12 protein-coding genes are annotated in these 12,603 nt (G+C 66.7%); 1 reads left to right on the plus strand and 11 read right to left on the minus strand.

Features of this window, described 5'->3' with window-relative positions:
• Positions 1–126: 126 nt before the first annotated feature.
• The 7 genes from ACTJKQ_RS09005 to ACTJKQ_RS09035 form a co-directional block, all read right to left on the minus strand.
• Positions 127–990, minus strand: coding sequence for a PhzF family phenazine biosynthesis protein (locus ACTJKQ_RS09005; protein WP_440596637.1), 864 nt, complete (start codon positions 988–990; stop codon positions 127–129).
• Between the two features lie 12 nt (positions 991–1,002).
• Complete coding sequence (locus ACTJKQ_RS09010) at positions 1,003–1,632, minus strand: glutathione S-transferase (RefSeq protein WP_440596638.1); 630 nt, start codon at positions 1,630–1,632, stop codon at positions 1,003–1,005.
• Between the two features lie 6 nt (positions 1,633–1,638).
• Positions 1,639–2,844 (minus strand): aminotransferase-like domain-containing protein, encoded by a 1,206-nt coding sequence (locus tag ACTJKQ_RS09015; RefSeq protein WP_200938977.1) that lies wholly within the window; start codon positions 2,842–2,844, stop codon positions 1,639–1,641.
• 98 nt (positions 2,845–2,942) lie between these two features.
• A complete protein-coding gene (locus tag ACTJKQ_RS09020; RefSeq protein ID WP_056065628.1) occupies positions 2,943–3,272 on the minus strand; it encodes a DHCW motif cupin fold protein in 330 nt (109 codons plus the stop codon).
• Positions 3,273–3,277: 5 nt separating this feature from the next.
• The gene (locus ACTJKQ_RS09025; protein ID WP_440596639.1) at positions 3,278–3,748 is read right to left on the minus strand and encodes a RidA family protein; all 471 of its coding nucleotides are present in this window, start codon (positions 3,746–3,748) and stop codon (positions 3,278–3,280) included.
• Positions 3,745–4,662, minus strand: coding sequence for a DMT family transporter (locus ACTJKQ_RS09030; protein WP_440596640.1), 918 nt, complete (start codon positions 4,660–4,662; stop codon positions 3,745–3,747). The genes ACTJKQ_RS09025 and ACTJKQ_RS09030 overlap by 4 nt, the downstream gene beginning before the upstream one ends.
• Positions 4,659–5,273 (minus strand): LysE family translocator, encoded by a 615-nt coding sequence (locus ACTJKQ_RS09035; RefSeq protein ID WP_056747996.1) that lies wholly within the window; start codon positions 5,271–5,273, stop codon positions 4,659–4,661. The genes ACTJKQ_RS09030 and ACTJKQ_RS09035 overlap by 4 nt, the downstream gene beginning before the upstream one ends.
• 163 nt (positions 5,274–5,436) lie before the next feature.
• Here ACTJKQ_RS09035 and ACTJKQ_RS09040 point away from each other — a divergent pair, with 163 nt between their 5' ends.
• The gene (locus tag ACTJKQ_RS09040; protein WP_192422099.1) at positions 5,437–6,933 is read left to right on the plus strand and encodes an aminotransferase-like domain-containing protein; all 1,497 of its coding nucleotides are present in this window, start codon (positions 5,437–5,439) and stop codon (positions 6,931–6,933) included.
• 68 nt (positions 6,934–7,001) lie between these two features.
• On the opposite strand, the gene ACTJKQ_RS09045 is transcribed toward ACTJKQ_RS09040, so the two are convergent.
• The 4 genes from ACTJKQ_RS09045 to flgJ form a co-directional block, all read right to left on the minus strand.
• On the minus strand, positions 7,002–8,246 hold the full coding sequence (locus tag ACTJKQ_RS09045; RefSeq protein ID WP_440596641.1) for an HDOD domain-containing protein: 1,245 nt from the start codon (positions 8,244–8,246) through the stop codon (positions 7,002–7,004).
• Positions 8,247–8,382: 136 nt separating this feature from the next.
• Complete coding sequence (flgL, locus tag ACTJKQ_RS09050; protein WP_056065641.1) at positions 8,383–9,636, minus strand: flagellar hook-associated protein FlgL; 1,254 nt, start codon at positions 9,634–9,636, stop codon at positions 8,383–8,385.
• Between the two features lie 28 nt (positions 9,637–9,664).
• Positions 9,665–11,641: a flagellar hook-associated protein FlgK gene (gene flgK, locus ACTJKQ_RS09055; protein ID WP_056748003.1), complete on the minus strand. Its 1,977-nt coding sequence runs from the start codon at positions 11,639–11,641 to the stop codon at positions 9,665–9,667.
• Positions 11,642–11,666: 25 nt separating this feature from the next.
• On the minus strand, positions 11,667–12,584 hold the full coding sequence (flgJ, locus tag ACTJKQ_RS09060) for a flagellar assembly peptidoglycan hydrolase FlgJ (protein WP_056065645.1): 918 nt from the start codon (positions 12,582–12,584) through the stop codon (positions 11,667–11,669).
• Positions 12,585–12,603 lie beyond the last annotated feature (19 nt).

Raw genomic sequence — 12,603 nt, forward strand, 5'->3', positions numbered from 1 at the left:
TGGGCCGGGCACGCCGGGGGCTCACCGGGGTGTGGCCCGGTGTGCAAACAGGTGGTTGTGGCTCCGCGCCCTGGCGAGGCCGAGGGGGAAATCAGCCGCTGGGGCGTGGGGCAGGGCGGCGCGGGTTCATAGCAGCACCGTGCCTTCGATGCAGGTGACGGCTCGGCCGCCCACCCACAGCTGGTGGTCATCGTCCTGGCGGATGTGCACGCGGCCTGCGCGGCCCAGGCATTCGCCCTGGGCCACCAGGTAGCTGCGGGGGGCCAGGCCATCGGCAATCAGCCATTCGGCCAGGCTCGCGTTGAGGGTGCCCGTCACCGGGTCTTCGGGGTTGCCCATGGGGGCGGCAAAGGCGCGCACCACCACGCCGGGCTGGGCGGTGTTGCTGGCGGCAGGGCCCACATGGATCACGCCCACGTCCTGGCCCAGGTCTTTCAGGCGGGCGTGGTCGGGGTGCAAGCCCAGCACCGTGTCAGCGCTGTCGAGCAGCAGGCCCAGCCACACGGGGCCGTTGTCCAGCATCTGCGCGCCCAGAATCTGCTGCGGGCGCAGGCCCAGGGCGCTTGCAATCAGCGGCACCAGCGCTGGGCTGGGGGCGCTGCGCTTGAGCGGAGGGGCGGCAAATGCCAGGGTGTGGCCGCTCAGTGCGATGCGGACCAGGCCCAGCGCGCATTCCTGGATCACCATGCCGTCTTGCTGCGGGCGGTGGCCTGCCTGCAGCCAGGCGTGGCAGGTGCCTAGCGTGGGGTGGCCCGCAAAAGGCAGCTCGCCATTGGGGCTGAAGATGCGCAGGCGGTAGTCGGCCCCGGCCGCGCGCCCGGCGTCGGTGGGCGGCATCAGAAAGGTGGTTTCCGACAGGTTGGTCCAGGCCGCAAAGCGGCGCATGTCACTGTCGCTCAGGCCGTCGGCATCCAGCACCACGGCCACAGGGTTGCCGTAGCCGGGGCGGTCGCTGAAGACGTCGATCTGCTTGAAGGGGCGCTGGTGCATGGTGAGGCGCGGTCAGGAAAGGGGTTGGTCCAGTACCCCGCGGGCGCCGGGGCGGGTGCTGACCGTGTTGTACCACCGCTCCAGGTGGGGGCGTGCGGCGCGTTCTTGCGGCAAGCCCCACCAGCGGTGGATCTCACAACCCACCGGGATATCGGCCATCGTGAACCGCTCACCCGCCATGAAGGGCTGGCGGGCAAGGTGGGCGTCCAGCAGGGCCAGCAGGGGCTCCGTGGCCGCCACCGACGCGGCGATCAGCGCATCGTTGCGCTGGGCCGCAGGCGTGCGGATCCACTGGATGAAGGCGTCGCGCCCGGCCGGGTTCAGCGTGGTCTGCTGCCAGTCCATCCACTGCTCGGCCACAAAACGCGAGGGAAGGTCTTCGGGGTACAGGTTGCCCAGCGAATGCCGGGCGCACAGGTAGCGCACGATGGCGTTGGACTCCCACAGGGTCACGCCCGTGTCCTCGTCCTCGATCAGCGGCACCAGGCCATTGGGGTTGAGGCCCAGGTAGCGCGCCTCGCGCACGATGCCGTACTGGCCGCCCGCGTCGGTGCGCTGCACTGAGGGCAGGCCCAGCTCCTGCACGGCCCAAACGACCTTGCGCACGTTGATGGACGACAGGCGACCCCAGAGTCTCAGCATGGTGACTCAGCCCTTGCTCTCGCGGATGGCTGCCGCCAGCGCCGCGATGCCGGTGGCGATCTGCTCGACGGTGGAGGTCACGAACGACAGCCGCAGGGTGCGGTGGTCGGCGTTGTCGGCGTAGAAGGCTGCACCGGGCACAAAGGCCACATTGCGCTCCACGGCCTTGGGCAGCAGCTCGATGGCGCTCATGCCTTCCGGCAGGCGCACCCACAGGAACATGCCGCCGTCGGGGCGGTTCCAGTGCACGCCCAGGCCCTGCATTTCCTTGTCGAGTGCGGCCAGCATGGCCTCGCACTGCTGCTTGTAGAGCGCGCGGATGGTGGGCACGTGGCGGTCCAGGAAGCCGTCCTTCATCACTTCGGCCACCAGCCGCTGGTTGTAGCCGGGGGTGTGCAGGTCGGCCGCCTGCTTGGCCTGCAGCAGCTTGGGGTACACGGCCTTGGGCGCCACGATGTAGCCCAGGCGCAGGCCGGGGGCCAGCACCTTGGAGAACGAACCCATGTAGATGCAGCCGTCGGGGTTGCGGGCCGTGAGCGGGGCCGGCGGCGGTGCGTCGAACCACAGGTCGCCGTAGGGGTTGTCTTCCACCAGGGGCAGGTTCAGCTCGGCGGCGGCGGCCACCAGCTCTGCGCGGCGCGCGTCGCTCATGGTGCGGCCCGTGGGGTTCTGGAAGTTGGGCAGCACGTACAGGAAACGCGCCTTGTTCGCGCCGGTGCCCACCTTGGCGCGCAGGTCGTCGATCAGCACGCCCTGGTCGTCGCTGGCAACCGACACCACGTTGGGCTCCATGGGGGTGAAGGCCTGCAGCGCGCCCAGGTAGGTGGGCGTTTCCACCAGCACGCGGCTGTCGGTGTCGATGAGGATCTTGGCGATCAGGTCCAGCGCCTGCTGCGAGCCGGTGGTGATGAGGATCTGGTCAGCGTCCACGTCCCAGGGCAGGAAGTCGGCAATCGCCTGGCGCAGCGGGCCATAGCCTTCGCTGGCGGCGTACTGCAGGGCGCCGGGGCCGTCGTTGGCCAGCACGGCGGCAGAAGCGGCGGCAAACGCGGAGACCGGGAAGGTCTTGGGCGATGGCAGGCCGCCTGCCAGGCTGATGATGCCGGGCTTTTCGGTGACCTTCAGGATTTCGCGGATGACCGAGGGGTTCATGCGCTCGGCACGGCGTGCCAGGGTCCACGTGCTGTTGGTGGGAAGGTCGTTCAGTTTCACTCTCGTCTCCTGCGGGTGGCCGCCTGGGCCGCTTCGGTTGCAAAGTTGTCGTCAAAAAATGGGTGTGCAGCAGCCCTGGCGGGTGCGTTCACACCTTCTCAGTCCACGATGAACAGGGTGGCGCCCTGCGGGGAGGTGGACCGATGGGGTTCTGCATTGTCCGCCACCTGGTAACTCATGCCGGGTGTCAAGGTGTACTGGCGGCCGTCGGCCAGCTCGGTGTGCAGCTCGCCGCTCAGGCACAAGAGCACATGGCCCTTGGTGCACCAGTGGTCGGACACATAGCCTGGCGTGTACTCCACCATGCGCACGCGCGCCTCGCCAAATGTCTGGGTGCGCCAGAAGGCCTGGCCCGCTGCGGCGCTTTTTTCTTCGCGCGGAATGCTGGCCCAGTCGGTGGTGGCAAAGGGAATGTTCTGCAAATGCATGGTTTTCAGTCCTTGATTGACACCACGGCCTCGATCTCCACCGCAAAGCCACGCGGCAAGGAGCCGACACCGACGGCCGAGCGTGCGTGCCGTCCGGCATCACCAAACACTTCCACCAGCAGGTCGGAGCAGCCGTTGATGACCTCGGTGTGCTGCATGAAGTCGGGTACCGCATTCACCATGCCCAGCAGCTTGACCACACGGCGCACGCGCGAGAGGTCTCCGAGTGCTGCCTGCATGGTGGCGATCAGCTGCAGGCCCACTTCGCGGGCGTGCTGACGTGCCTCCTCGGCACTGATCTCGCGGCCCACCTTGGGGACCACCGCCATGTCGTTGCGCAGTGGTGAGCCCTTGCCCGACAGGTACAGCGTGTTGCCGTCCAGCACATAGGCGTCAAAGTTGCCGCGCGGGGCGGACACGGTGGGCAGCACCAGGCCCAGCCGTTGCAGTCGCTGCTCTGGGGTCATGGCACTCATGCGGGGGCTCCTTGTTGTTGAACGGGCATCCGTTTGCCCACGAAGACGGTGGCGATCACGGCCGCTGCAAACACCAGGGTGACGGCATCCAGGTGTTCGCCCAGCAGGGGCACTGCAAACAGCAGGCTCAAAAAGGGCTGGATGAGCTGGATCTGGCTGACCCGCACGGCACCCAGCGCCAGGGCGCGGTACCACGCAAAGAAGCCGATCCACATCGAGAACAGGGCCACATACAGGAAGCCTGCCCAGCTCATCGCGCCAATGCGGGAGGGCACGGCGGGAGCGAACCACCAGGCCACGGGCAGGGTGAGTGGCAGGCAACACACCAGCACCCAGCAGATGACCTGCTCGGCCCCCAGGCGGGGCGTGAGGCGGGCGCCGCCGATGTAGCCCAGGGCGCCTGTGGTCATGGCGATCAGCAGGTAGATGTTGGCTGCGCCCAGGTACAGGCCGCCCGCACGCCACACCATGAAGCCCAGTACCAGCCCGCTGCCCAGCACTGCACAGGCCCAGAAGCCTGCCGAGGGCCGCTGCCGGTACCACAGTGCACCCAGCAGGGCGGTGGACAGCGGCAGCAGGGCTGTGACCACCGCACCATGGGTGCTGGGCACATGGCGCAGTGCCAGCGCCAGGAACAGCGGGAAGCCGACAATCACGCCAAACGCTGTGATGCCCAGCAGTGGCCACTCGGCCCGCACCGGCAGGTTCAGGCGCCCTTGCGTGCGCTGCCACAGCAGATAGCCAATCGACAGCAAGCCCGCCACGGCGGCACGCCCGAACGTGACGAACCAGGGAGACAGCTGGGGTGCGTCGGTAGAGCCCACGGCCAGCCGCGTCATGGGCAGCGTGGCCGCAAACAGCGTGACGCCGACCAGGCCCCAGAGCAGGGCTTCTTTTTCCTGTGCGCGGTTCATAGGGTGAGCATCCAGTACGCAGTGAGCACCAGCACGAGTGCCAGCGCGCGGTTGAACCACAGCAGCCGCGCGCCCTGCGCCAGCCACTGGCGCAGCAGCGAGCCCACCAGCGCATAGACAAAGTTGCTGGTGAAGGCGAACACCATCATCACGCCGCAAATGATGGCCAGGCGCTCACCCGGGTTGGCGGCGGGCTGCCCTGCGGCATTGACCACCCAGCCTGCGCTGAGCGTGAGGGCCAGCATCCAGGCCTTGATGTTGACAAACTGCAGGCCTACGCCTTGCCAGAACGTCACGTTCAGGCGCGATGTGTCGATGGCGGTCATCTGGCCTGCGCGGCTGAGTTTGAAAGCCAGCCAGAGCATGTAGGCCACGCCCAGCAAAGTCACCGCCCAGCGCAGGGCGGGCACGCCGGTGATGAGGGCACCCAGGCCCAGCCCGCTGCCCAGCATGAGCAGCGTCCAGCCCGCAGGCACCGCAAAGCAAAAGCGCAGCGCGCGCTTGAGCCCGAGGTTGGCGGCCAGCGCGGTGGACAAGGTGGTGTTGGGCCCCGGCGAAAAGCTCATGGCGGTGCAAAACAGCAGCAGGGCGGTGAGTTCAGCGACGCTCATGGTGGGTGCGGGAAGGGGTGGGGGACTTGTCGGGGATCTGCCTTCAATGTAATCTTGCTACCAATACACAACCAGTACAGACAGTCGGCGCAGTTGCAAATCTGTATTGCCCGGCAAAACAATACACACCGGCGCCTGGCGGCGCAGCGAGCGGAATGCCACCATGCTGATGAAATCGTCCACCCAGTCGCTGACCGAACAACTGTCCGCCCGGTTTGCCGAGCGCATCCGCAACCGCCTGATGGCACCGGGTGCTCGCCTGCCGTCCGTGCGCCAGTGCGCGCAGCAGCATGGGGTGAGTCCGTCCACCGTGGTGGCGGCCTATGACCAGCTGCTGGCGCAGGGCCTGGTGGAGGCGCGCAAGAACCGGGGGTTTTTTGTCCGCGAAAGTGGCCGAGCGGTGGATGCAGCCGACGGCGACCTTGACACGCGCGCGCGCCCCGACGACCTGGCTCTGGAAAGTGCTGCCGCCAACTGGAGCACGGCGCACTGGTTTGCGGCGCGTGCCGCTGGCCGCGCGGGTCCAGGGGTGTCGCCCGTCAACGCCACGGCGCTGATCCGGGGCATGTTCCACAAGATCAGCGACAAGCCCCAGCCCGGCATGGGGGTCTTTCCGCCCGACTGGCTGGAGTCCACCTTCATGCCCGCCGCCGTGCGCAAGGTCACCAACTCGCGCGCCCTGCAGGAGTTTTCGCTGCAGTATGGCGAGCCGTTGGGCGATGCAGGCCTACGGCGCGTGCTGGCCAAAAAGCTGTCCACGCTCAACGTGCACACGGTGCCTGAGAACATCATCACCACCGTGGGGGCCACGCATGCGCTGGACATCGTGAGCCGCACCCTGCTGCGCCCGGGCGACCCGGTCATGGTGGAGGAGCCCGGCTGGGCGGTGGAGTTTGCGCGGCTGGCCGCCTTGGGCATGCACATCCTGCCCGTGCCGCGCCGCGCCGATGGCCCGGATCTGGAAGTCATGGCGCGCTACTGCGAGGTGCACAAGCCCAAGCTCTACGTGAGCGTGAGCGTGTTTCACAACCCCACGGGCTACTGCCTTACGCCGGGCAGTGCCCACCGCGTGTTGCAGTTGGCCAACCAGCACAACTTCCATGTGGTGGAAGACGACACCTACAGCCACATAGCGCCGGAGCACGCCACGCGCCTCACGGCGCTGGATGGCCTGCAGCGCACCATCTATGTGAGCGGCTTTGCCAAGATCCTGGCGCCCAACTGGCGTATTGGCTTCATGGCCGCGCCGCCTGCGCTGGTGGAGCAATTGCTGGACACCAAGCTGCTGGCCACGCTGACCACACCGGCGCTGCTGGAGAAGGCCCTGGCACTGTGCATCGAGCAGGGCCAGCTGCGCCGCCACGCCGAACGCATCCGCACCCGGCTGGATGCCGCACGCGCGCGCAGCGTCAAGCTCGCCCTGGGGGCGGGCTGCACCTTTGCGGCCGAGCCGGTGGGCCTGTTTGGCTGGGTGGAGACCGGGGTGGACACCGATGCGCTGTCGCAGCGCATGCTGGACGAAGGCTATCTGCTGGCGCCCGGTGCGTTGTTCCATGCCGAGCGCAAACCCAGCACGCTCATGCGCATCAACTTTGCGACGACGCAGGACGCGGCGTTCTGGCGCATCTTTGAGCGTGTGCGGGCTGAGCAGGGGCGGTAAGCCGCAGACATTGCCCTGGGGTCGCGCAATCGCATGGTGGTGTCGCCCACACGAACCGGCGCAGGGGCCTACTTTCTTTCCACTTCCAGGTCAGACAACACCCGCAGCAGCGCGCGGTTGACCTCTTCCAGGTCCATCTCGAAGGTCTCGCACAGCTGGCGGATGGCGCTGGCGTCATCTGTCTCCAGTGCGCAGGCCATCTGCAGACCGCCGGTGTAGGGGCCAGTGCGCAACACGGTGGCGTCGTAGATGCGTTCGGACAGGGGCAGGCGCTTGAGGATGGTGCCCAGGGGCTCGCCCAGCAGCTCATCGAGCTGGGAGAGCAGGCCACACAGGTAGATCTCGCGGCGCAGGTCGTTCTCGATGCCCGCGTCCAGCAGCCGCGCGGTGAGCTGTGCGCGGATCACCATGGCTTCGCGCACCGGCTGCATGTTGGCCTCGGTGCTCGCATGGGGCAGCTGGTCGGACAGCCAGCGCTTGATGGAGCTGTAGCCCATCATCACCAGGCCCCGGCGCAGCGAATCAATTCCGGTGCGCAGGCCCAGGGCGGCCGAGTTGGTATAGACCATGAAGCGGTACGCGAGCAGCGGGTCCTCGCCCATGATGTCTTCAAAGGTTTCCAGCGACTGCTCGTCGTCGATGGCCTTCATGAGTTTGAAGATCACCGCGTGCGAGGGCTGCTGCGGGTGGTGGCGCAGGCTGTAGAGCACATCCTCCGTCGGCCACCCAGCCAGCGCCATCGCGCTGCCCTGGTCCAGACAGTGCTCCATCAGTGCCCGGCTGGCGATGTTTTCATACATCTGGCCAGCCAGCACCGGGCTGGGGGTGCGTTTGGCAACAGGTGCTGCTGCGGCGGCGGCACTGCCTGGGCGTGGGGGCGTGGCCTGCAGCGCAGCCACGGCGTCTTCCGGGCGCAAGGTCAGCAGGCTGTTGTCGAAGCAGCGGGCAATCTCGGGCTCGGGCAGCTTGTCCATGTCGCCCCGCCACACCATGCGCAGCCCGCGCTGGTGCGCGGCCTTCACGCGGTCATAGATGGCAGAGTCCGACAGCCACTCGCCGCGCACCTCGATCCACGGTGCAGCCCGTGGCGCGTTTTCGAGCAGGTCGCACAGCAGCTGGCGGGTCTGTGCCGAGATCAGCAGTGGCGGCGAGCTGGCCGACCACAGCTCCTGCAGCGTGCGCAGCAGGTGCCCGCCATCGACGGTTGCCGAGGCCTCGTTGTGGGCATACAGCTGGATGCCTGCAAGTTTGCGGGTGCGGTTCCACAAAGGGCGGTAGCCCAGGATCAGGCTACCTAGGACGGATTGGACCATGGGCTCTCAGGCAAAAAAACAGGGCCAGCCAGCGCTCGCGGGATGGGTGTCGCCACGGTGCACCAGCCGGTGCTGAAGCCTGCTGGCACAGGGTGCGATGGGCTCTGCGCCCGAACACCCTCTGCCGCACAGGCTCCTAGCCAATAAAGTTGAACAGCGACAACTTCTGAACCTGCGCATAGGACTTGAGTGCAGCCTCATAACCCACCTGCTGGTTCTGGAAGTCGGAAATGCCCTTGATCATATCGAGATCCTCTGCCCGCGAACGGTCGCCTTCCAGCTGGATGGAGCGCTTTTCCTGGTCGCCGGTGATGCGGTCTGCGCGATTGAGCAGCTCGCCGGCGTAACTGCGCATGTTGTGTACGCGCTCCAGTCCAATATCGATGTTGGCCAGTGCCTGCCCCACGGCCTGGATGGCGCCGTTGTTGTTGGGAGCGTTGCGGATGCCATTGATGGCACTGTCCATGGTGCTGAACATGCTCGCGCTGGGCTGCAGGGTGACGGTATCCCCGTTGGCCGGGTTGCCCTTGATGTCGAAGGAAAGCCCCGGAATGCCTGGAACGGAGATGGTGACCGGCTTGTCGGTCGGGTAGTCCGGCACCACCACCGGGGCGGAGACGGCGCCCGTGGTGGTATTGGTGATGGTGTACGTGGCTGTGCTGGTGCCCGTGGTGGCGCCTGGACCTACTGCGCTGAAGGTGACGGTGTAGTTGTCACCCGTCACCAAAGCTTTGTTGGTGGGCGTGATGGCCGTGGTGGTGAGCTGTCGGCCGACCGGGATGTTGCTGACTCCGGCGGTGTAGACACTGTCGCGGGTGGGGTCGAACATGAAGGCAGAGTCGCCGTCGAGGGCCCCCGGTACCGTCACGCCGTTGCTCGCCGTCTGACCCGGCAAGCCCTGGAAGCTGTAGTCGGGGGAGCTGCTCAAGGGGCCCAGGAACGGCGCCAGCGCGCTGCCCAATGCACTCAGCAAGGGGATGCCGTTGGTGTCTTTCCGGTTGGCGACTTCCAGCAGTTGCTCGCGCAGGCCTTGCAGCTGGTTGGCGACCGTGGCGCGGTCGTTCGGGGTCATGCTGGCATCGCCCGCACTGACCACTAGCTCCCGAAAGTTCTGGATCAGATTCACCGCGTCGCCCAGTGAGGATTCCCCCTGTGCAATCGCATTGCGCTGGGTCTCCAGCGCACGTTGTTCGGTCTGGATGCGCGACAGGCGGTTGAGGGCTCGCTCAGCCTGGGCTGCTGACACCGGGTCGTCGCTGGCGCGCACCACCCGTTTGCCTGACGTCAGGTTCTCTTGCAGCGTGGTCAGGCTGGTCTGGCGCGCGCCCAGGTTGCGCAGCGCGTTGTCATACATGTTGGCCGTGCCGACGCGGTAGATGTTTGTGCTCATGTCGAACTCCTCACGCCAGGGGCGGCATTCATCGGCCCAGGCCCTGGATCAGCGAATCAAAAATGTTCTGCGCAATCTGGATCATCTTGGCGGAGGCCTGGTACGCCTGCTGGTATTGGATCAGCTTGGCGGCCTCTTCGTCCAGGTTCACCCCCGACACTGCCGTGCGGTCGCGCTCCAGGTTGGCTGCGATGGTGGACGACAGCTGTTCCGCAAACTTGGCGCTCTGGGTGCGTGTGCCCACCTGGGCAATGGCGCCAGCGTAGCCGTCGGAGAGGGTGGACTCGTCAAACATTTTCACGTCACGCAGTCCCATCAGGGCATTCGCGTTGCCTGCGTTGCGGGTGTAGGCGTCTCCGTACTGCGGGTCCAGCGCATTGCCGATCACCACGGTGTCGCCCGTCTTGGGGGTGCCTTGCAGCGTGATCTGCCAGCCGTTGATCGAGATGGGCTGGCCCGAGGTGTAGGGCTGCGCAGTCGCCAGCGAGGTGGGTGGCGCGGTCCCGCGGTCGAGCACGTCGTAGGTCGTGGGCGGCCCGGCGGTGAACTGCAACTGGATACCCCCCAGGATGGGCGGAATGGCTGCTGGGTTGGCATTTGCCGGCAGCACCAGCCCCGGCGGGTTGGGCAGGCCCGTGGCCTTGAGGCTGCCCAGCTGCATGGTGCCGCCGTTGGCCGTGCCCATGGCGGCGTTGATGGGGTTGGCGGCTGCCAGGTCGCGCGGCGAATACACCAGCGCCTGGATGTTGTTGGCAGCCGTGCTGAACGGCTTGAACAGCATGCGCTCGCCAGGGTTGCCGGGCGTGGTCAGGTTGAAGTTGAGCCCATCGATCTGCAGCGTGGCCAGGTTGGCAGCGCTGGTAAACGGGGTTGATTGGCCGTCGGACAGGCGCACCACCTGCCCGGCCGTGCCCGTGGTGAAGCGAATCTCATAGTCGGACGCAGCAAACTGTGTGGGGCCGGTGAACGACACCGTGCCCACCCCTGCGCCGTTGGTGTGGCCCGGCATGCTGGCGGGCAGCGCGAACAGATCCTTGCCTGGCACGCCATCGAGCGTCAGGCCCAGGTTCTGCTGGTCGTTCATCGTCATGCCGATGGCCAGCGCCATGCGGCCCAGCAGATTGCGCCCTTCGCTCAGGTCCGTGTTCTGAAAGCGCAGCAGGCCCGAGACGCTGCCACCGCCCAGCACGTTCTCGTCCAGCTCCACCGGGGTGGCGCCGGGGCGGTTGAAAAACAGCTTGGACTGTCCGCTGCCCGGGAAAGTCGTTGCATCGTCGATCGACAGGCTGGCGGCCGTGCTGCCCAGCACCAGGGGCTGGCTGCCCGCCACGAACAGGCCCACGGTGCCGTCATCCGCCGGGATCTGGGTGGTCTGCACATACTGGTTGATGTCGCGGATGATCTGGTCGCGCTGGTCCAGCAGGTCGTTGGGGCTCTGGCCGTTGCCGGTGGCCCGGGCAATCTGCTCGTTGATGGCCGCCATCTGCGTGGCCAGGCTGTTGATGGCGGTCACGCTGCTCTGCAGCTGTTCCTTGACGGTGTACTCGATCTCGTTGATCCGGTCGCTAGCGGTGCGCATGCGTGCGGCCGTTTCGTCCAGCCGCGTAAGGACCACCGTGCGTGCCGTGATGTCGGTGGGGCTGCTGACCACGTCCGAGAACGCGTTCATCATGTCGTTGATGGCGGCGCCCAGGCCCTGGGTGCCGCCGCTGAACACTTCCTGCAACTGGCTCAGGCGCTGGGCGCGGATGGCGTCGGCCGCCTGGGTCGATCCAGCCGCGGCCGACTGGCGCGTGAGCAGCTCGCTCTGGTTGCGCAGAATGGTCTGCACATCCACGCCCTGGCCGATGTAGCCACCGCCCGTGAACTGGCCCTGCACGGTCTGCAGCACCACCGTCTGGCGCGAATAGCCGGGTGTGTTGACATTGGCAATGTTGTGGCCTGCCGTCTGCAGGGCCACCTGGTTGGCCAGCAGGGCGCGGGCGCCGACGTTGAGCAGACTCATGGCTTACCTCGGTTCTTCTCGTCCATCACGCCTGGGCGCGCTGTACACGCAGCGCGCTGTTGATAGCGCCGCTGAGCTTCTTGGCGTACTCTGGGTCGGTGGCGTAACCGGCCTTTTGCAGCTCGGCCGCGTAGGCCACGGCAGAGCCCGTCTTGGCGGTGGCCTGGGCTTTTTCGTAGCGCGGGTTGTCGGTGATCAGCTTGGCGTAGTCGCGGAAGGAATCCTCGTACGAATCGTACGCACGGAACTTGGCCACCACCTTGCGCGGTGTGCCGTTGATGTATTCGGTGGTCGTGATCTCGGCCACCTTGCCGGTCCAGCCCTTGCCCGCCTTGATGCCGAACAGGTTGAACGAGTTGCCACCGTTGGCGGTCTTGATCTCGCTCTTGCCCCAGCCGGTTTCGTGTCCAGCCTGGCCGAGCATGAAGCTGGCGGGGATGCCGCTTTCCTGCGCCACGCGCTCGGCGGTGCCGCTCAGGTGCTGCACAAAGCCTTCGCGGCCTTTGGGGACGGGCAGGGTGGTATCGACGGAAGACGTGGTGGCGGAGGTCGCAGACCGGTTCTGTGCCTGCGGCAGGCTCAGCGTGGACGGCACCGAGAAGTTGGTGTCCGCACCGCCCATCTGGCGCGAAAGCTGGCGGGCGATGGCTTCCGACAGGCCGCCCTGCAGGCCCGACATATTCACAGACAGCTGCTGGTCCAGCATGTCCTGGCCCAGGTTGGCCTGCTCGCCCTCCATCAGGCCGGACTTCATGGTGGCGTCGCGCATGCTCTTGATGAGTTCGCGCATGAACAGCGATTCAAACTGCTTGGCTGCCTCGCGCGTGACCTGTGCGCTGTTGCTCGTGCCCGCGTCGTATTTGAGGGAGTTGAGCGAGCGGATATCGACCGCCAGCGCGTTCGAGGGGCTGGAGGTGCTGGACGAGGGCAGGGTCAGGGCCATGGTCGCTCCCGGTGAATGA

Origin of the sequence: Acidovorax sp. 22279 (assembly GCF_052045435.1) — a bacterium.
Classification (GTDB): Bacteria; Pseudomonadota; Gammaproteobacteria; order Burkholderiales; family Burkholderiaceae_C; genus Acidovorax; species Acidovorax delafieldii.

What these genes read in the sequence shown, in the direction of transcription:
- ACTJKQ_RS09005 (WP_440596637.1), bottom strand. Translation starts at nt 990, where the DNA reads ATGCACCAGCGCCCCTTCAAGCAGATCGACGTCTTCAGCGACCGCCCC.
- ACTJKQ_RS09010 (WP_440596638.1), bottom strand. Translation starts at nt 1,632, where the DNA reads ATGCTGAGACTCTGGGGTCGCCTGTCGTCCATCAACGTGCGCAAGGTC.
- ACTJKQ_RS09020 (WP_056065628.1), bottom strand. Translation starts at nt 3,272, where the DNA reads ATGCATTTGCAGAACATTCCCTTTGCCACCACCGACTGGGCCAGCATT.
- ACTJKQ_RS09025 (WP_440596639.1), bottom strand. Translation starts at nt 3,748, where the DNA reads ATGAGTGCCATGACCCCAGAGCAGCGACTGCAACGGCTGGGCCTGGTG.
- ACTJKQ_RS09030 (WP_440596640.1), bottom strand. Translation starts at nt 4,662, where the DNA reads ATGAACCGCGCACAGGAAAAAGAAGCCCTGCTCTGGGGCCTGGTCGGC.
- ACTJKQ_RS09035 (WP_056747996.1), bottom strand. Translation starts at nt 5,273, where the DNA reads ATGAGCGTCGCTGAACTCACCGCCCTGCTGCTGTTTTGCACCGCCATG.
- ACTJKQ_RS09040 (WP_192422099.1), top strand. Translation starts at nt 5,437, where the DNA reads ATGCTGATGAAATCGTCCACCCAGTCGCTGACCGAACAACTGTCCGCC.
- ACTJKQ_RS09045 (WP_440596641.1), bottom strand. Translation starts at nt 8,246, where the DNA reads ATGGTCCAATCCGTCCTAGGTAGCCTGATCCTGGGCTACCGCCCTTTG.
- flgL (WP_056065641.1), bottom strand. Translation starts at nt 9,636, where the DNA reads ATGAGCACAAACATCTACCGCGTCGGCACGGCCAACATGTATGACAAC.
- flgK (WP_056748003.1), bottom strand. Translation starts at nt 11,641, where the DNA reads ATGAGTCTGCTCAACGTCGGCGCCCGCGCCCTGCTGGCCAACCAGGTG.
- flgJ (WP_056065645.1), bottom strand. Translation starts at nt 12,584, where the DNA reads ATGGCCCTGACCCTGCCCTCGTCCAGCACCTCCAGCCCCTCGAACGCG.